Origin of the sequence: Sphingomonas sp. Root710, assembly GCF_001429065.1 — a bacterium.
Lineage (GTDB): Bacteria > Pseudomonadota > Alphaproteobacteria > Sphingomonadales > Sphingomonadaceae > Rhizorhabdus.
The window spans coordinates 1,635,471-1,652,584 of record NZ_LMIB01000001.1 but is presented as its reverse complement, the minus strand read 5'-3'; the positions used below and the strand labels follow the sequence as shown (position 1 = coordinate 1,652,584).

Annotated in this window: 17 protein-coding genes; 1 reads left to right on the top strand and 16 read right to left on the bottom strand. The window is 62.7% G+C overall.

Annotated features, from left to right (window positions below):
- Positions 1-114 precede the first annotated feature (114 nt).
- From ASE00_RS07715 to ASE00_RS07650, 14 genes are all read right to left on the bottom strand, one after another.
- On the bottom strand, positions 115-891 hold the full coding sequence (locus tag ASE00_RS07715) for a quinoprotein dehydrogenase-associated putative ABC transporter substrate-binding protein (protein WP_056378733.1): 777 nt from the start codon (positions 889-891) through the stop codon (positions 115-117).
- Positions 888-1,844, bottom strand: coding sequence for a PQQ-dependent catabolism-associated beta-propeller protein (locus ASE00_RS07710; RefSeq protein WP_056378731.1), 957 nt, complete (start codon positions 1,842-1,844; stop codon positions 888-890). Before ASE00_RS07710 ends, ASE00_RS07715 begins: the two co-directional genes overlap by 4 nt.
- Entirely contained in the window at positions 1,844-2,419 is a 576-nt protein-coding gene (locus ASE00_RS07705) for a c-type cytochrome (RefSeq protein ID WP_082594516.1), read from the bottom strand. Before ASE00_RS07705 ends, ASE00_RS07710 begins: the two co-directional genes overlap by 1 nt.
- Positions 2,397-4,268, bottom strand: coding sequence for a PQQ-dependent dehydrogenase, methanol/ethanol family (locus ASE00_RS07700; RefSeq protein WP_200957886.1), 1,872 nt, complete (start codon positions 4,266-4,268; stop codon positions 2,397-2,399). The genes ASE00_RS07705 and ASE00_RS07700 overlap by 23 nt, the downstream gene beginning before the upstream one ends.
- Positions 4,265-4,597, bottom strand: a complete 333-nt coding sequence (locus ASE00_RS07695; protein WP_056378725.1) for a c-type cytochrome — start codon at positions 4,595-4,597, stop codon at positions 4,265-4,267. The genes ASE00_RS07700 and ASE00_RS07695 overlap by 4 nt, the downstream gene beginning before the upstream one ends.
- Entirely contained in the window at positions 4,585-5,040 is a 456-nt protein-coding gene (locus tag ASE00_RS07690; RefSeq protein ID WP_056378723.1) for a hypothetical protein, read from the bottom strand. Before ASE00_RS07690 ends, ASE00_RS07695 begins: the two co-directional genes overlap by 13 nt.
- A complete protein-coding gene (locus tag ASE00_RS07685) occupies positions 5,037-5,648 on the bottom strand; it encodes a heme-copper oxidase subunit III (RefSeq protein ID WP_082594515.1) in 612 nt (203 codons plus the stop codon). Before ASE00_RS07685 ends, ASE00_RS07690 begins: the two co-directional genes overlap by 4 nt.
- The gene (gene ctaD / locus ASE00_RS07680) at positions 5,641-7,584 is read right to left on the bottom strand and encodes a cytochrome c oxidase subunit I (protein WP_056378717.1); all 1,944 of its coding nucleotides are present in this window, start codon (positions 7,582-7,584) and stop codon (positions 5,641-5,643) included. The genes ASE00_RS07685 and ctaD overlap by 8 nt, the downstream gene beginning before the upstream one ends.
- Complete coding sequence (gene coxB / locus ASE00_RS07675; RefSeq protein ID WP_056378715.1) at positions 7,581-8,546, bottom strand: cytochrome c oxidase subunit II; 966 nt, start codon at positions 8,544-8,546, stop codon at positions 7,581-7,583. Before coxB ends, ctaD begins: the two co-directional genes overlap by 4 nt.
- Positions 8,543-9,238, bottom strand: a complete 696-nt coding sequence (locus ASE00_RS07670; RefSeq protein WP_056378714.1) for a cytochrome c oxidase assembly protein — start codon at positions 9,236-9,238, stop codon at positions 8,543-8,545. Before ASE00_RS07670 ends, coxB begins: the two co-directional genes overlap by 4 nt.
- A 102-nt stretch (positions 9,239-9,340) precedes the next feature.
- Complete coding sequence (locus tag ASE00_RS07665) at positions 9,341-9,763, bottom strand: GlcG/HbpS family heme-binding protein (protein ID WP_056378712.1); 423 nt, start codon at positions 9,761-9,763, stop codon at positions 9,341-9,343.
- Between the two features lie 348 nt (positions 9,764-10,111).
- Positions 10,112-10,621 carry a DUF305 domain-containing protein gene (locus ASE00_RS07660; protein WP_235538599.1) on the bottom strand — a complete coding sequence of 170 codons (510 nt, stop codon included), beginning with the start codon at positions 10,619-10,621 and terminating at the stop codon, positions 10,112-10,114.
- A gap of 380 nt (positions 10,622-11,001) precedes the next feature.
- Positions 11,002-12,255, bottom strand: coding sequence for a DUF2254 domain-containing protein (locus tag ASE00_RS07655; RefSeq protein ID WP_056379438.1), 1,254 nt, complete (start codon positions 12,253-12,255; stop codon positions 11,002-11,004).
- Between the two features lie 135 nt (positions 12,256-12,390).
- A complete protein-coding gene (locus ASE00_RS07650; RefSeq protein ID WP_056379436.1) occupies positions 12,391-12,795 on the bottom strand; it encodes a glycine zipper 2TM domain-containing protein in 405 nt (134 codons plus the stop codon).
- Positions 12,796-12,991: 196 nt separating this feature from the next.
- Between ASE00_RS07650 and ASE00_RS07645 the strand changes: the two genes are divergently transcribed.
- Positions 12,992-14,263: a cation:proton antiporter gene (locus ASE00_RS07645; protein WP_056378711.1), complete on the top strand. Its 1,272-nt coding sequence runs from the start codon at positions 12,992-12,994 to the stop codon at positions 14,261-14,263.
- A 51-nt stretch (positions 14,264-14,314) separates the two neighbouring features.
- Here the strand turns inward: ASE00_RS07645 and ASE00_RS07640 are convergent, their stop codons facing one another.
- Complete coding sequence (locus ASE00_RS07640) at positions 14,315-16,696, bottom strand: membrane-bound PQQ-dependent dehydrogenase, glucose/quinate/shikimate family (protein WP_056378709.1); 2,382 nt, start codon at positions 16,694-16,696, stop codon at positions 14,315-14,317.
- Between the two features lie 75 nt (positions 16,697-16,771).
- Complete coding sequence (locus ASE00_RS23365; RefSeq protein ID WP_156405314.1) at positions 16,772-17,053, bottom strand: hypothetical protein; 282 nt, start codon at positions 17,051-17,053, stop codon at positions 16,772-16,774.
- Positions 17,054-17,114: the final 61 nt, after the last annotated feature.

Sequence of the window (17,114 nt, the reverse complement as noted above, 5' to 3'; positions counted from 1 at the left end):
TCAAGATCCGCGACGGCGTTGGCAAGAGCGGGCGCTCAAGAGTGGTACCCTATTTGGGCGATATCGCTCAAAGCCGGAGATGAGCGCCAAAGAGCCATACCGCGGAGCTGAAGTTCACTGTGTATCGACCACAGGCACACCATATTGGTGGAGGATAGCCCCAATCGCTGGCTTTTCGCTTTCGAGGATCGTTTCCACCTTTCGACGCAGCTGCGGATCGTCACGGCGAACGCCCATCGAGATATCGTACACCATCGGCCATTGACCCTGGTCGAGCCACGGCGTCACATTCTCGATCCTGAGCGGAACGACCGCGTGGCGGGAATACCAACCCGCCAGCGGTCCCCACACAATCGCAGCGTCGATGTCGCCATCGGCGACGGCCTTGATGATCGCGGTCGGGGGATTGGGTCGCGCATAATCGCCGTAGATCATATATCCGCGAACATTATCGATCAGTCCCCGCACCGACAGCGCATGCGCCGGAGGTGTGTTCTGTGCATCGTTGCCGACCATCTGGACGCCGATCGACAGCGTCTTGAGGCGCGGGTCATCGAGCGTCAGTCCGCTCAGTGGCCGGTCCTCTCGCGTGACGAAGACATAGGTCGAGCGATACCAGGGGCGTGTTGTCGCCACCATCTCGACCCCGCTCGCGACCCCTGGCCAGATATCGCATTTCGCTTCGCCGAGCGTGTTGCGAACATAGCCGCGACGCTGTGCCCACCAGACATAGCGGACCCTGCGACCAAGATCATGGGCGACGATTTCCGCGACCTCGTTTTCGAAGCCCTCTCCCGCCTGGTTCGAAAAGGGCAGATTATTTGGGTCCGCGCACACCACCAGATCGGGCGATGGGACGACCGCCGCGATCAGCGCGAGAAGGCCGATCATGGCACGGCCACCACGCCCCACGGGCGCTCTCCGAGCTTGACCGTCCGGATTACTTTGTTGGCCTGAAGATCGATCACGGTCATGTCCGATGACAGGCCCGCGACGGCATAAAGCCGACTTCCGTCGGGCGACAACGCGATCCCCCAGTTGCGCTCACCGACGGGAAAAACACGCACGAGCTTATGCGTTTCGGGATCGAGCTCGGCGACATGATTGCCCCTGCCGAGCGCCACGAACAGCCGCTTGCCGTCGCGTGTCACGAGTAGTTCGACCGCCTGCACGGGATCGATGTCGGGCATCAGCTTCACAAGATCGATCGTGTCGGTGATCTTGTGCGTGGCGGGATCGAAGATCGCGATCGTCCCGCGCAGTTCCGATGTGACCCACAATTGCTTGCCGCCACTCAGAAAAATCGCCGAGCGTGGACGTGAGCCGACCAGCGCGCTGTCGAGCACCTTGGCCGATGCCACGTCGATGAAGTGGGTGGTGCTCGATGTCTCGGCGGTGGCGATCACCAGCTTGCCGTCTGGGCTGACGGCCATCCCTTCCGGTTGCGGACCAACAGGAACCGAGGCGATGGCCTTGTTGCTGGCGATATCGAGGAATGTGACCGCGCTGTTGTCTTCGTTGGCGATATAGAGCCGGGTACCGTCCGGACTGACGACGAAGCGCTCGGGATCCGAACCGGAAGCGAGGCGACGAACGATCTTGCGCGTCGCGAGATCGACGACGTCGATGGTGTTGGCATTGCCCGCCGCAACGTAGAGGCTCTTGCCGTCGGGCGAGACCGCCAGCCCACGCGGGCGCGCGTCCACCGCTATGTCGGCCTGGACAGCACCGTTTACGCCATCGATGACGTGGAGGACGTTTTTCGTCTCATCCGAAACGAGCACTGTGTCGGCGAGCGATGGCGATGCCGCGAACAGGACAAGGGCCAATAATCGGCGCCGCATCAATCCGCCTTCACCGTCGACGTATAATCGTTGGTGGTATCTTTGGGCGGCGTCCAGCCCCCATGCGCGTCGGCCGATCTCGGTACCGGGGCGGGGGACTGGCCCGGCGTTGGGCCATGTTGCGCAGCAAGGGTCTCCGGTAGCGAAAGCGAGCGCACATAGGCGGCGATCTGCCAGATTTGCCCGTCGGGGATCTTGCCGCCCCAGCTTGGCATCCCGTTGGGCCGGCCCTCGACGATCGTCTGGTGAATTTGCGCGAGCCGCCCGCCATAGACCCATACGTCGTCCATCAGCGACGGGCCCATGCCACCGCCGCCGGCCGAGTGGCAGCCGGAACAGTTATAGGCCTTGTAGAGCTTCATGCCGGTAATGACGGCAGCGGGATTGTCATAATATTGCGCGGCCCGCGGATCGTCGGTGACAAGCGCAGTTTCGGTGCCCGGGGTGATCCCACTGTCGATCACGCCTTGGTGATCCGGCTGCTCGGCAGGCATTCCTCCCTTGTCCGCCTTGTGGCAGGCGGCCAGCCCCAGGAGCGCGAGTGTGATGATGCTAGTTGGGAAGCGCAAAGACATACAATGTCCCTCCCGCGGTGGTTTTCTTGGGGAGATCGCTCATCGCGTTGACCATGCCAAGCGCTGCCGATCCGTCGCGCGGATCGACCGGGCCCGAGACCACCGCGCCGGCCCAGCCACCCACGCCCGACAGCACGGCGACATATTGATGACCGTCGGGGCCGCGATAGCTGATCGGCTGACCGATGATGCCGCTGTCGACCTTGTATTTCCACAGCTCCTTGCCGGTGCGCGCGGACACAGCCTTGAACCAGCCGTCCATCGTTCCGTAGAAGACCAGGTCACCACCCGTGACGACCGTCCCCGACCAGATCGGCAGATCCTCCTTCACCTCCCAGGCGGGCCGGCGCATCACCGGATCCCAGGCGGTCAGAACCCCGCGATTGCCACCGGGCCCCGGCTTCATATGCACCTCTGCACCGACATAGGGCGTGCCCGAGATGTAGTTCACCTCGAGGTTCATCCAGTCCATGCACATATTCTCGTGCGGAATGTACATAAGGGCCGTGCGCGGGCTGAAGCTCGACGGATTCCAGTCCTTGGCGCCGCTCGCGGTCGGGCAGATGTTGCGGATAACCTGGCCAAGCTTGGTCTGCTTGGTCGGGTTCACCTTCAGACGGCCGGTGGCAAGATCGACGCCTTCCGATGAGTTGATCGGACCGTAAGGATCGGCGGAGAGCACCTGGCCATTGGTACGATCGACAACATAGACATAGCCATTGCGATCGGGATGGATCAGCACCTTGTGCATCTTGCCGGCAAACGGCATGTCGAGCAGAATCTGCTCATTGACGCCGTCATAGTCATGCTCGTCGTGCGGAGACATCTGGTAGTACCAGCGCGCTGCTCCGGTATCGGGATCGCGCGCAAAAATGCCGGTGGTCCATTTGTTGTCGCCTGGGCGTTGCTCGGCATTCCAAGGCCCAGGATTGCCGCTGCCATAAAGAATCTGGTTGAGTTCGGGGTCATAGTTGACCCAGCCCCAGACATTGCCGCCGCCAATCGTCCAGGCCTGAGCCGGCCAGCTCTTCACGCCGAGATCCTTGCCGCGGTCCATTGCATAGAAGGGCTTGAAGCCCGGGCCTATCAGCACGTCCTTGTCGGGGCCGGTATTATAGGCCTTCCAGGCGACCTTTCCGGTCGCTTCGTCCAGGGCAATGATCCAGCCTCGCACCCCCATCTCGCCGCCCGAATTGCCGACATAGACTTTGCCGTTGGCGACCAGCGGCGCCATCGTCATCGTCTCGCCTTTGTTGATATTCCCGAGCTGGGTCTTCCACGCGGGTTTACCGCTGTTGATGTCGACCGCGATGGTTTGACCGTCGAGCGTGTTGAAGATGAACTTGCCCTTGTCGACGGTGCCGCCGCGATTGACGACGTCGCAGCAAGCAACCCCCTGGGCGGCGGGCAACGGTTTGGGCGCGTAACGCCATTTTAGCGGCGCGCCCGGCTTCGTCAGATCGAGTGCGTAGACCAGGTTGGGAAAGGCCGTGACGACATACATCGTCCCGCCCGCTACGATAGGCGCCGCTTCCTGGCCCTTGTTGACGCCAAGCGAAAAGCCGAACACCGGACGAAGCTTCGCGACATTGGCGGGATTGATCTCGGCCATCGCCGAATAGCGAGTCGCCGCATAATTCTTGGCGGGCATCGTCCATTGCCCGTCGTCGGCGGGAGCAAGCCTGGGATTGGCGTTGGTACGTCCGGCCGCTGGGGTCGGCGGACTGAGAGCGCGGCCGATCTGCGCTCGCGTGAACACTTCCCCCGCAGGGACGGGTGCGGGAACGGACTGTGCGAGAAGCGCGGCGGGTGCGGATGCCAAGGCTAGCAGGGCGAGGCGTTTCATCATGATCTGTCCAGCGTGTAGAGGTAGTCGGCGATGATCTTCGCCTGGGAAGGGCTGAGCCCGGTCGATGGCATCGCACCGCCCGGTTGCATCGCCTGCGGATCGATCAGCCAGCGGGTCATGACATCCGGGCGGTTTGGATACCGGCCTGCGAGGATCTGCTGGCGTGCTATGCCGGAGAGGGGCGGCCCGACCGTGCCCGTCGCGGTGGCGATGCCAGGGACGACATGGCAGGCCGCGCAGCGCTCGGCGATCAGCGCTTTCGCGGCCGCATGCGGATCGTGGCAGGCTGCGAGCGGCGCCAGGGCGATGGCCGCGATCAACCGGCGCATGGCGGCACCAGAACGAAGGCGACGAGCGTGACAAGGATGGTCACGGTGAAGGTGGCACCAAGGATTACGCCCCACAGCGCAACGAAGCGTGTGCGGCCGTGGCCGATGTCGGCGAGATGCCGGGTGCCTCCGCTCATTTCTTGTTTGACCTCGGCGAACTTGCGCCAAGCGACCAGCCCAGAGGCCGCTGCGATCAAGGCGCAGATAATCGACACGCCGACCGCAGCCAGCGGATAACCGGGCTTGGGCTCGGCCCAACGTATATCGCCTGGGAAGCATGCCCAGCTTGTCATCGCAAAGCCGGCGGTCAGCTGCGTGAGCCAGGCGAGCGGACCTGCCATGAGGATGAAGGCGGTCAATGGCGCGGCCAGCTTGTCGGCATGCGGGGCCGGATGATGGCTGAGACCACCTGTGCGCTCACCGCTGTTGCTGCGCCCGGTCATAGCCCGAACCCGAGATAGGGGGTCAGATAATAGGTGGTGAACACGAATAGCCAGACGATGTCGACGAAATGCCAGTAGAGCACACCGACCGACACGACGATGCGCCGGCGTGGCGAGAAGAAGCCTGCTGCCGTCCAGCCGAACATCGTGAGAAGAATGACGAGCCCGATCAGGACATGGGCCATGTGGAAGCCGGTTGTCGTGAAATAGAGCGAGGCATAGGGCGACGTGGCGAACCGGAACGACTTGCCCGCCCATTCATGCATCTGGATCGCGGCGAACGCGGCCCCAAGGACGAAGGTGATACCGAGACCGAGCAGCGTCTGGAGTTCGTTGTTCTTCTCGACTCCCTTCTCGGCCCATAACGCCGTGAAGCTCGATGCGAGCAGCATGATCGTGCTTGGGATAGCGGGGAAAAGAGCCGGACGGGGTTCGAGCACCCAGCCCGGCTGCGCGGTCGCGGCGCAATAATAATAGCTGAACAGCAGATAGCCGAACAAGCTCGCTTCGGACGCGACGAGCATCAGCACGCCCGACCAGCCCATGCCCTTCCGGCCGATTGGACCGACCGGAAGCCGGCTAGGCTCAGCCAACACCTGCTCAACCATCGACCCGCTCCTCGATGCGCTCAAGCAGGCCGGCCCGGGGCCATACCCAGAGTAAAAGAGCCGCTGCGGCGCCGACACCGCCGATGGCGACGATGATCCAATATTTGAGCAACAAGCCGACAAACAGGATCGCAAGACCCAGCGTGAGCAGGAACGGTGCGTAGCTGTCCTGCGGCATTTCTGCGATGCGCTCGGGCTCGGCATCCATCGCGCTTGTCAGGATCGTCTCCTTGCCCTGATCGAGCGTCATCCCGCGATCGAGCGTCGAGCGCTCTTCGCTTTCGTCGATCCGGCCTTCCCAGAGCGGATGGCGCGAGGCGACCGTCGGAATTACCGCGAAATTATAAGGCGGCGGTGGCGATGAGGTGGTCCATTCAAGGGTCGGTGCATCCCAGGGATTGCGCCCGGCTACCGTTCCGTTCCGCCAGCTCTTCCACACGTTGATGAAGAACAGCAGCACCCCAATCGCGAAGACAAAGCTCCCGATCGAGGTGATCAGGTTGAGCGTGTTCCAGCCCATGCCTTCCGGATAGGTGTAGATGCGGCGCGGCATGCCCAGCAGACCGGTGAGATGCATCGGCAGGAAGGCGAGGTTGAAGCCGAGAAACATCGTCCAGAAGTTCCAGCGGCCGAGACGCTCGTCCATCATCCGGCCGGTCATCTTGGGGAACCAGAAATAGACCGCGCCGACGACGGGAAAGACGTTGATGCCGATCAGGACATAATGGAGATGAGCCACGACGAAATAGGTGTCGGTCAGTTGCCAGTCGACCGGAACGCTGGCGGTCATGAACCCCGAGACGCCGCCGATGACGAACAGCAGGATCATTGAGGCGAAGAATCGGGAAGCGGTCGTGATTACCGGCCGTCCAGTCCATATCGTCGCGAGCCAGGCGAAGACCGCAACCGCGCTCGGTACGGTGATGATTATGGACGCGCCCGAGAAGAAGCTGAGCGAAAGCCCCGGCAGGCCGGTCGCAAACATATGATGCACCCAGACACCGAAGCCGAGGATCATCGTGGAGACGGTCGACAGCGCTACGAGCGAATAGCCGACGAGCGGGCGGCGGCAAAAGACCGGCAGGCCGTCCGACACCATTCCCATCGCCGGCAGCACGATCGCGTAAACCCAGGGATGGCCGAACAGCCAGAACAGATGCTGCCACAACAGCGGTTGACCGCCGGCGGAAGGCTGGAAGAAGCCAGTACCGAACTGCCGGTCCATCCACAGCAGGAAGAAAGCGAGACTGACGGCGGGGACGACGATCAGATTGGCGGCGCTCGCGGTGAGCGTACCCCACACCATGATCGGCAGCCGGTTGATCGACATGCCTGGCGCGCGCGTCTTGAAGCAGGTGACGAGGAAGTTCGCGGCACCGACCGACGTCGAGATGCCGAGCAGGATCATCCCCAGGCCATAGAAATCCTGGTTGAGCCCCGGGCTGTACGCCTTCTCGGCATAGGGCACGTAATTGAACCAGCCATCATTCGGTCCGGCACCGACGACAAAGCCCGCGTAGAGGAACAGCGCAGCCGCCAGGTAAATCCAGTAGCTCAGCGCATTCAGCCGCGGAAAGGCCATGTCCCGGCTGCCGAGCAGCAGCGGCCATAGGTAATTGGAGAAACCCGACAGCACGGGCGACGCATAAAGGAAGGTCATCGTCATCCCGTGCGTCGAGAAAAGCTCATTATACTGATCGGGCGTCAGCAAATGGAGATTGGGGCCGGCAAGCTGCAGCCGCAATACCAGCGCCTCGATTCCGCCGATCGCGAGCAGCACGAAGGCCGTCACGATATAGCGGATGCCGATCTGCTTGTGATCGACGCTCGACAAGAAGCCGCGCCAGCCCGGCGGCGTCTCCCAGGTCGCGTGGAGGCGCGCGCGCAGGATATCATTGTCGTCACCAATCTGTGGGGTGCGAAAGGCGGCCTTCATTGGAGCGTTTCCAGGTAGGCGCGGATATCGCCGAGCTGCGGTCCGCTCAAATGCTGATTGGGCATCAAACTGCCGGGTTTGATCCCTTGAGGCGCCTGGATCCAGCCGGTCAGCGAGCCTGGATTGTTGGGGAGTGTCCCGGCCGCGATCATGCGGCGGCTCATCAGGTGGGTGAGATCGGGACCATAATAGGAGGAGGCGTTGGTACCGCGAACGGCGTGACACAGGCCGCAGCGATATTCGACGAGCGCAAGCCCACGGGTCTGTTCGGGGCTGCGAGGCGGGGGCGCCGTCTGAAGCTGCGCCTGGCGCCAGCGCGCGAAGGCGGCGGGACTTTCGGCGACGACTTCAAACGCCATCTTGGCATGCTGGGCACCACAATATTCGCTGCATTGCCCCCGATATCGTCCGGGCTGAGCGGCCTGCAACCAGCTCTGGTTGGTCTGGCCGGGGATGACATCGGTTTTCCCTGAAAGCTTGGGCACCCAGAAGCTGTGGATCACGTCCTGACCATGCAGGCGCACCAGCACGGGGATCCCGACAGGTATGTGGATTTCGTTGGCCGTAGCGAAGCTGTCCGACGGGAGCGCGCCCTCATAGCGGACTTCCCACCACCACTGATGCGCGGTTACATCGAGGACCAGGCCCGGATTGTCGGGCGGAACCGCGACCTGCGCGAGAGCGGCCATCGTCCAGACAAGGGTCATGACCAGCGGGACTGCGGACAGCATCAACCCCACAGTGATCCACCGCAGTCCGCTCTGGTCTTGCCGTGCGAGCGGTGTGGCGACTGTCTCCGCTGCCCCGCCATGGGCCTTCGACCGCGCGACGCCGACCCACAGCAGGACAGCGACGATCACGCAGACCAGGATCGATATGCCGAGGGTGAACCATGTCAGCGGTACCGTCGCTGCAGCCCGCTTGCCCGCACTTGTCAGAAAGGCAAGCGGCGTCGCGCTCATGCGGCCCTCGCACCGTCGATCGCGCGCCAAGCCAGGCGGAAACTGCGCGTCCCTACCCAGAGAAACAGCAGGCAACCGGGCACCCACATCAACGCGCCACCGAGCTGCTGATCACTCAGCGGCGTGAAACCCCAGGCTTCGGTCGTGAAATAATGCGGAGTGAACATTGCGTGACGGGAAAGTGTCAGCACCGCGCCCAGCATACCCATCTGGACCGAGGTGATCGTACCCGCAGCCAAGGTGGAAAAGCCACTGCGGGCATCATGGTTGAGCAGACTTGCCCAGAGCCAGATTCCCGACCCGAAGAGCGAAACATGCATTGTCCAGTAAATGGCGTCCGACGTGAACGTGGCGGCATATGGCGCGGGCATATGCCAGAGCCACAGAAGCACGAAGAAAAGCGCGGTTGCCGCCCAGGGTTCCCCGCGGACGCGCGGCAGGCCGGCGGCGAGCAACGGTGCCGCGATGAGCAGCAGGATCATGTGCTGCCCGACTCTGGCGGAGAAGAGGGAGACCGAAAGCGCGCACAGTGGGGAAATGAAAGCCGCCGCCGCGGTGGCCCACCCTGAAATTGCAAGCGTCGCGGACTTGCCATGGCGGTGCATCCAAGCGGTATGGAGCGCGGCGGCCAGCAGAAGCGCAAGGATCAGAGGAGGATCGATATTGAACCGATCCAGCAGACCGCCGGGCACCGGCGGGGCTCCACAATAGGGCTGAATTGGTGCCATCCAGGCATCCCCTCTCCCGCCTGCCAACGTGCCAGGGAGCAATTTTGTTCCAACCATCATCATGGGTTAGTCAGCTTCGAAGGCCCTTGAGGCCGCCTCGACGACCTCATTGTCCTGATCGACCGTTCCGCCGCTCGCTCCGACCGCGCCGATCACTGTGTCGCCGTCCCTGATCGGTACGCCGCCGCCGAAGATCACGATCCTGTCACGGTTCGTGCTGTCGATGCCGAACAAAGGTTTGCCTGATTGCGCCATCTTCGCGAGATCGTCGGTCGCCATGTCAAACGCCCTCGCAGTGAAGGCCTTGTTGATCGCAATATCGATGCTGCCGAGCCAGGCGCCGTCCATGCGTACATGGGAAATGAGGTTGCCCCCGGCATCGACCACCGCCAGATTGTACGGAACGCCGATCGCCTCAGCCTTGGCTTCGCCTGCCGCGATAAGGCGGCGTGCATCATGAAGCGTGAGCGTTTTAAATGTTGAGGGCATTGCCGAACTCCGATTGAAGAAACGAACCCTCGCAAAACGTCTGAGCAGCAAATCGGATCGTCGCGATTCCAGATTGTCGGCGGCTCAGACCGGCGGCCCTGATGTCGTCTGTCACGCACCTTTGCTTGGTCTGCCGGTTAATCCGCACCCAGACCGTGAAGCCCGGCATTGTATTCATGAATGCCGGTGTTGAGGCGACGCCCCTCTGATCCGCGCGAAACCTCTAAGGGTTTCGCGCATATTCGCATCACTCAAGCTTTCGTCGCAGCTCGACATGTCCGGTCAGATCGCCCTTGCTGACCACGAGGCCAGTAATATGAGCCTATCGACCGGTTCTCGAACCCAATGTCACCCAATAGGCGCCCGAGTGTCGATCCCGGTACTCGCATCGGTCTGAGGCTTCGGTGGAGGCACGCCGCGGTCGCGATAGGACCGCAGCTCGGGCTGGCCGACTGGCGTGGGATGCTGCTTCAGCCGCGTGATCATCCGTTTCATCTGCGCGATCTCTCTGATCTGCGCGTCGATTATTCCATCGGCTAGGCGTCGGACCTCCGGGTCGCGGATATGGGCTCGCTCGCTCGTCATAATGGCGATCGAATGATGAGGGATCATCGCCTCGATGTAGGAAAGGTCGTCCACGGTTTCCTGGCTACGAACCAGCCAGAGCGCGATGGCGAACAACACAGCGCTTCCGGCCATGATCGCCATATTGAGCCAGCGGACGGGGTACATTTTCCACATGAACGCCATCATCAGCGCCGCCATCGTCGCGCCCATGAGGAGCGCCATCCAGGCACGAGTCTGGCTGAACTCGACATGCGATAAAAGATAGGTGTTGAGATACATCAGGCCGAACATCACGATGGTCGACGTGATCACCATGATTGCAAATCGGCCATAGCCCATTGCCATCGCTGCATGCTTTTCGGGGCGCATACCTAATCTCCCGTTGGGATCCTGATTGGCGGACATCGGGGCAACTTCCGTCGACCACGGGCGTTCCCCCAAAATATCGGAGGACGATATTTCTCATGCGTTCTTCAATTTCGGCCGTGCGGTGAGCGTAGCAGCAGCTTGGGCAATATCGTTGGCTGGGTGGGCCACGGCACCGACAATGCTAGCGGTATAGCGATGAAGTGGCGGCTTTGACGATTTCGATTCGAACTGACGTTGCCGAAGACGATCCTGATCATGACCCCAAATCGAGCCGAGGCGGGCCGCTTCATTGTTCCGATCAATCAGCGCGCGCGTGACTGGATCATCTGCCGCTCGTGCGTCATCGTCAGCGACTGCAGCGATCGCTTGACGACATGGTCGATCTGCGTAGCCGCGGGTCCTTTGAACAAGGTTGGTGCTCGCTCGGCCAGCGCATCGAGCACCGCCAGCAGCCTGATCTGCACTTCGACGATGTTGCTCGCATCGCGGCTGATCGGATTGAAGAAACTCATAAATAGGTCGGGAACGTCCAACTCCGGAGCGTGGATGTTCTGGAGCGCTGAGGCATCGCGATCATCAAACGCGTCGGCGAATGCCAACAAGACGCGGAGGCCCGCGCCGAGCACTTCGATCGCTGTACCCGGATCGTTGACCGCCGGAGACAGCGCGCGCGATGCGATTTCCGACAGGACGATAATGCCAAACCGCGGATCCTGCTCATATTCGCGGTCGTCGGCCACGGTCACGCAGTCGCGCAGATCGTCCAGGATCTGTTGCTCAGCGGACGGAAAGACCTGCAACACCGCTCGGGTCGGATGCACCAGCGTGCCGGGCATCGCCACGATGTGGACCTTCAAGCCATGATGCTCTGCAATCGAATCGAGCTTCGCGGCATCGATGTGAACGATCACACCGCAGCGTGCGGCATGGATAGGGCAGGCCTCACCCGGAATGGCAACCGCGGGCTGGGCGCCAAGGCGCGGCACGCGGCCCGCGTCCCGAAAGGCGGGCAGGGCGGCTTGTTCGACCCTGCGGATCGTGTCCCCGACGCGGCCGAACTTGCCGAGTTGCTCGATCCATCTCAGCAGGGTCGCGACGATCACCAGCAACACGATCAACGTCGCGCAAAACAGGATGATCCGGCCTTTGCCGTTGTAGATACCGGCGGCAAGGCCGATGACGCCGACGATGCTGAACAGGAAACTGCCTACAAAGGTGGCCAGCGTGTTCTGGGCCACGGGGTCTGCCAGAAGCAGCTTGGTCGATCTCGGCGTAACATTGGAGGTCGCAGCAGAATAGGCTGCCACCATGATCGACAGCGAGAACGTCGTCACCGCCAGCATGCTGGAGGCCAGGATGTTGAGGATATGATCGACCGACCCGGCCGCCAGCGTCAGCTTGGGATCATAGGGTAGATATGGTCCGACGAATGCGGCGAGCAATGCGACGAAAACAGCGGCACCACTGAAGAGTGATGCCCTTACCCAGATTTGCTTCCGGAATTGTCGAAGGAGCCAAGCCGTTCGGCCCAGGAAGGAAACGCTGTTGTCACGCATCGACATACTCCACCTTCAGCGATGCGGGCGGCGACAGAGCATTGTTGCCGCCGGCCAATCTTCGCGCTCGCGGCGCCGATCGCCGTGTAACGACAGCCCGGCGGGCGCCGCGCGCCCGCCGGTTTCGCTGGCGGCTCACTTACATTTAGCGTCTCGGTCGATCGCGCGGCCAGCGAGCGCGCCCCCGGCCGCGCCCAACAGCGTGCCCAGTGTTTCCGAGCCGCCCGGGGCAATGACATTGCCGAGCACGCCGCCGGCAATTCCGCCGACGATCAGGCCGGTCGTTCCGTCGTTCCGGCGGCAATAATATCGACCGTCCTGGCCGCGATAAATACGATCATTCCGGCTAAGGCGTCGCTCCCGATAGCGCCGATCCTCGCGATAATATCGACCGGCGTCATAGCCGCCATAGGCCGGGTCAGGGCGATTATAGTCGTAGTTCCGGTAGGTCGAGTCGACGCGATGTCGCCCGCCGCCATCGCTCATGCACCCGGAGACCAAGGTCGATGTGGCCAGCAGGCCGATTGCGAGCAGTCGCATCATACACTCCTTCATGTTCTGGTGTCCTGTTCGAATGCCTCAGGGCGGCAATCGTTGCGTCGTCGCGACAAATGGGGGCAGCTCCGGCGAGGGGCTCGACGCCCCTGATCGCGAATCTAATCGTTTTCTATCGCTCGCGACGGTCGCGTGAGATGTCGCTGTCGCGCTGAGTGCGAAGGCCCTAGGACATGGCTTCATGATCCACGGCATCATCATCACACCATTCGATGCGGCTTCGATACTGATCGTTCTCGCTGCGGTCCTTGGCTATCTGAATCATCGCTTTTTCGGTCTACCGCCGTCGGTCGGGCTGACCGTCATGGGCGCGATCGCCTCGCTGATCGTCGTCGGACTGGACAGGCTATGGCCGGAGGGCGGCCTGAGCGGCGAGATCGTCGGCTTCGTCGCCGGAATCGATTTCCATGCGACACTGATGGGGGGCATGCTCTCCTTTCTGCTGTTCGCCGGCGCATTGCACGTCGACTGGAGCGAGTTGCGGCGGGGCCGCTGGCCAATCCTTATCCTCAGCACGATCGGCGTTCTGCTTTCGACGGTGATCGTCGGCGGCGGATTTTTCTTCCTGTCTGGCCTGCTCGGACTGACGATGCCGCTGCCCTGGTGCCTGGTGTTCGGGGCTCTGATCAGCCCGACCGATCCTGTGTCGGTGATGGGTATCCTGATGCGCGCCAACGTCACCCCGATGCTCGAGGCCACGGTCGCCGGAGAAAGCCTGTTCAACGACGGCGTCGGCGTCGTCATCTTCGCGATCATCCTGGCGACAGCCTTGGGAAGCGAGCCGTTTTCGGCGGCGCACGCCGCCAGCCTCTTTTTCATGGAAGCGGGTGGCGGTGTAGCGCTTGGTCTGCTGATTGGGTGGGTCGCGTTCAGAGGAATGCGCTCGATCGATGACTATAAGGTGGAAGTCATGATCAGCCTGGCCGCGGTCATGGGAGGATATGGCGTGGCGAGCTGGCTGCATGTCAGCGGGCCAGTCGCGATGGCGGTCGCCGGCCTGGTCATCGGGAACGCCGGATTCGCCCATGCGATGAGCGACACGACCCGGGATTATCTCGTCAAATTCTGGGCGTTGATCGACGATATTCTCAATGCGGTGCTTTTCCTGCTGATCGGACTGGAGGTCGTGACCATCCCCGCCGATATGCGCTTCATCGCGTTGGGCCTGTTGGCTATCCCCTTGGTCCTGCTCGCCCGGACCGGCTCGGTTGTCGGACCGCTCTTGCTCCTCCGCCCGTTCCTGTCGCTCGGGCCGCTCGCGCCGGTCACGCTCATTTGGGGCGGACTGCGCGGCGGCATTTCGGTCGCCCTCGCCTTAGGGCTTCCGGAAAGCCCAGCCCGGTCGATTGCGTTGACCGCCACCTATACCGTTGTCATCTTCTCTGTGATCGTGCAGGGCGGCAGCATCGCGCGGGTTCTCGCCTGGTCGGCCAGGCGGCATGCGTCGGACTGAGCCGCACGCGCCGACCGTGGAAGCAATGCAGCATTCCCGCATGACAAAGGGTCAGCCTGCGCGGGGCAGCGCATAGGCGACGACCGCATCGCCGATCGGCGTCTCCATGAAATGATGGCCGCCGGCCACGATCACGACATATTCCCGGCCACCAGCCTCATAGACCATCGGCGTCGCCTGACCGCCGGCGGGCAGCGTGTCCGACCAGAGCGTCTTGCCCGTCTTGAGGTCGATCGCCCGGATCAGGTTGTCGGTGGTGGCGGCTACGAAGATAACACCTCCGGCCGTCACCACCGTGCCGCCATTGTTCGGCGTGCCGATCGTGAACGGCAGCATCGAAGGTATGCCGAAGGGACCGTTGGTGCGCGCCGAGCCAAGCGGGCGGTCCCATATCGTCTTACCCGTCGCGATGTCGATCGCCCGGATCCCGCCATAGGGCGGTTGCTTGCAGAGCATGCCGGTGAGCGGCATCCGCCAGCCGGCGTTGACATTGATCGCATAGGGCGTGTGGGCCTGAGGATCGCCCGCACCTTCGGCGCCGCCGATCTTGCCGCGGGCCTGATCGCGCGGAGTCCAACCTTTACGATTCGCCTCCGCTCGGGGCACGAGGCGGACATAATTGGGCATATCGTTATAGTTGGCGACGATGATGCCGCGGCGCGGATCGACCGCTACGCCTCCCCAGTCGGTCCCGCCGTTATATCCGGGATATTCGATTGAATGGCGGTCGCTTTCCGGCGGGGTGTAGAAGCCCTTGTAGGAAGCTTTGCGGAACTGGATGCGGCAGATCATCTGATCGATCGGCGACATGCCCCACATATCCCGCTCGGTAAGTGCCGGCTTGCGCAAGGTCTGCCACAGCGAAACCCGCTGGAGCCGCGCGCGCTGGGCTGGCTCGACCCCGCCGCCGGGCGCCCTGATCAGGCCGACCGGCGTCAACGGATGGCCCGTGCGGCGGTCGAGGACATAGATGTCTCCCTGCTTGCTGGGCAAAACCAGCGCGGGGATACCGCGATAGTCGATGAGTGTCGCCTGCGCGCCGAAATCATAATCCCAGACATCGTTGCGAACGGCCTGGAAATGCCAGCGCGGTTTCCCGGTTTTCACGTCGAGCGCGACCAGCGATGTGGCAAACCCATTCTCCTGGGGCCGGCGCAGGCTGCTGTAATAATCGGCCGAGGCGTTGCCCATCGGCAGGTAGACGAGGCCGAGCGCCTCGTCGCCCGATGCCGCCGTCCACATGTTCGGGGTACCGCGGGTCCAGATCTGGCCGGCGGGCGGCACACCGGTGATGTCGGGGCGCATCATGTCCCAGGCCCAGCGCAGTTTGCCGGTCACCGCGTCGAAACCTTCGATGACGCCCGAGGGCGCCCAGCGATCCTGTCCGTCAAGCACCTGATGACCGACAACGACAACGCCGCGGACGATCGTCGGCGGAGAGTTGATCGAGACATAGCCATCGCGAACCTGGCCCATGCCGGTCTTGATGTCGGCTTCGCCATTTGTGGCGAAATCGGAGCAACGCCGGCCGTTTCGGGCATCGATGGCGAACAGGCGTGCATCGAGCGTGCCCCAGATGATCCGGGCGGCGCACGGCGCCGTCGCGGGGACGTCGGGCACCTGGTAGAAGCTCACGCCGCGGCAGGCGGCGGTGTAGGGGATCGCTTTGTCGGAGACCCGCGGATCGAAGCGCCAGCGCTGTTTTCCGCTCACCGCATCATAGGCGACGATCATGCTCTTGGGCGTACAGACGTAGAGCGTGTCGCCAATCTTCAGCGGCGTGTTCTCGGCGCCATAGGTCTTCCTGATATCCGGGTTGGACGGCAGATCGCCGGTGTGGGCGAGCCAGACCCGTTGGAGCTTGCCGACATTGTCGGGCGTGATCTGGGCCAATGGCGAGAAACGGCGCGCGCTATAGGACCCGCCATAAGCCGGCCAGTCGGCACCGGCTGCCAGGGGCGAGGGATCCGCCATCTCCGCGCGGCCGAGCGGCAAGGCGGCCATGACCTGGGGAGCGGTGAAATGTCCAATGATAGCGAAGCTAACGACCGCGACGAGGATCACAGCGGCTGTCGAACCCAGCGCCGCTATCCAGCGGCGCGACGCGGTTGTCATCGTCGGGCGGACGAGGATGGCGGCAATCAGCAGCGCCAGGGGAGCGATTATGCGAGGCACCAAAGCCCAGCCATTGGCACCCACCTCCCAGAACGCCCAGCCAAGAGTCGCAACGAAGATCGCCATATAGAGCCAGATTCCAAGCTCGCGTCGGCGGATCAGCAGCGTACCGGAGGCGAGCATCGCGATCCCGGTGAGGAGGTAGTAGAGCGACCCGCCTAACATGGCGAGCCACGCCCCCCCGATCGCCAAGACAAGGCCAATGAGGGCGATCATCGCGCCGAGGATCAGCGGCGCGATGAGGCGGTGTCGGGCCATGTCTGAGGCGTTCACTTCTTATACTCCCGGGAGCGGTAAAGGCACAATCGCGAGACAGGTCCGCAGTTCCTGAACCTATCCCATTTTCCCGCTGCGGAACCATCGACCGACCATGGTCATGCGGGTCAATTCACAGCCACAATCGCGACATCGGGCATGGTCCACACCTGACGCATCGGTGGTCACCTTGCGGGCGGCGTTATGTTTGCCCAGGTGGCAACCCGGCGTTGGGGCCGGACGCCCGCCCGCCGATCGATGTGGCCGCGTATTACTGCTGTCTGACGCGGAACCAATCGCGGATTCGTCGACGTCATTGTCGGAAAGGATTTCCATGATGGCCTTGTCACGCGCCAGCATTCGCCTGATCGTAAGTGCGGCACGATGGTCGCCGCGTATCGGGGACGAAACGCGCGCCTGA

Coding starts and splice junctions, on each gene's coding strand:
- ASE00_RS07715 (WP_056378733.1), bottom strand. CDS start 891: ATGATCGGCCTTCTCGCGCTGATCGCGGCGGTCGTCCCATCGCCCGAT.
- ASE00_RS23365 (WP_156405314.1), bottom strand. CDS start 17,053: ATGCTGGCGCGTGACAAGGCCATCATGGAAATCCTTTCCGACAATGAC.
- ASE00_RS07700 (WP_200957886.1), bottom strand. CDS start 4,268: ATGATGAAACGCCTCGCCCTGCTAGCCTTGGCATCCGCACCCGCCGCG.
- ctaD (WP_056378717.1), bottom strand. CDS start 7,584: ATGAAGGCCGCCTTTCGCACCCCACAGATTGGTGACGACAATGATATC.
- ASE00_RS07645 (WP_056378711.1), top strand. CDS start 12,992: ATGATCCACGGCATCATCATCACACCATTCGATGCGGCTTCGATACTG.
- ASE00_RS07660 (WP_235538599.1), bottom strand. CDS start 10,621: ATGTTCGGCCTGATGTATCTCAACACCTATCTTTTATCGCATGTCGAG.
- ASE00_RS07695 (WP_056378725.1), bottom strand. CDS start 4,597: ATGCGCCGGTTGATCGCGGCCATCGCCCTGGCGCCGCTCGCAGCCTGC.
- ASE00_RS07705 (WP_082594516.1), bottom strand. CDS start 2,419: ATGTCTTTGCGCTTCCCAACTAGCATCATCACACTCGCGCTCCTGGGG.
- ASE00_RS07655 (WP_056379438.1), bottom strand. CDS start 12,255: ATGCGTGACAACAGCGTTTCCTTCCTGGGCCGAACGGCTTGGCTCCTT.
- coxB (WP_056378715.1), bottom strand. CDS start 8,546: ATGAGCGCGACGCCGCTTGCCTTTCTGACAAGTGCGGGCAAGCGGGCT.
- ASE00_RS07665 (WP_056378712.1), bottom strand. CDS start 9,763: ATGCCCTCAACATTTAAAACGCTCACGCTTCATGATGCACGCCGCCTT.
- ASE00_RS07650 (WP_056379436.1), bottom strand. CDS start 12,795: ATGCGACTGCTCGCAATCGGCCTGCTGGCCACATCGACCTTGGTCTCC.
- ASE00_RS07690 (WP_056378723.1), bottom strand. CDS start 5,040: ATGACCGGGCGCAGCAACAGCGGTGAGCGCACAGGTGGTCTCAGCCAT.
- ASE00_RS07640 (WP_056378709.1), bottom strand. CDS start 16,696: ATGGCCCGACACCGCCTCATCGCGCCGCTGATCCTCGGCGCGATGATC.
- ASE00_RS07685 (WP_082594515.1), bottom strand. CDS start 5,648: ATGGTTGAGCAGGTGTTGGCTGAGCCTAGCCGGCTTCCGGTCGGTCCA.
- ASE00_RS07710 (WP_056378731.1), bottom strand. CDS start 1,844: ATGCGGCGCCGATTATTGGCCCTTGTCCTGTTCGCGGCATCGCCATCG.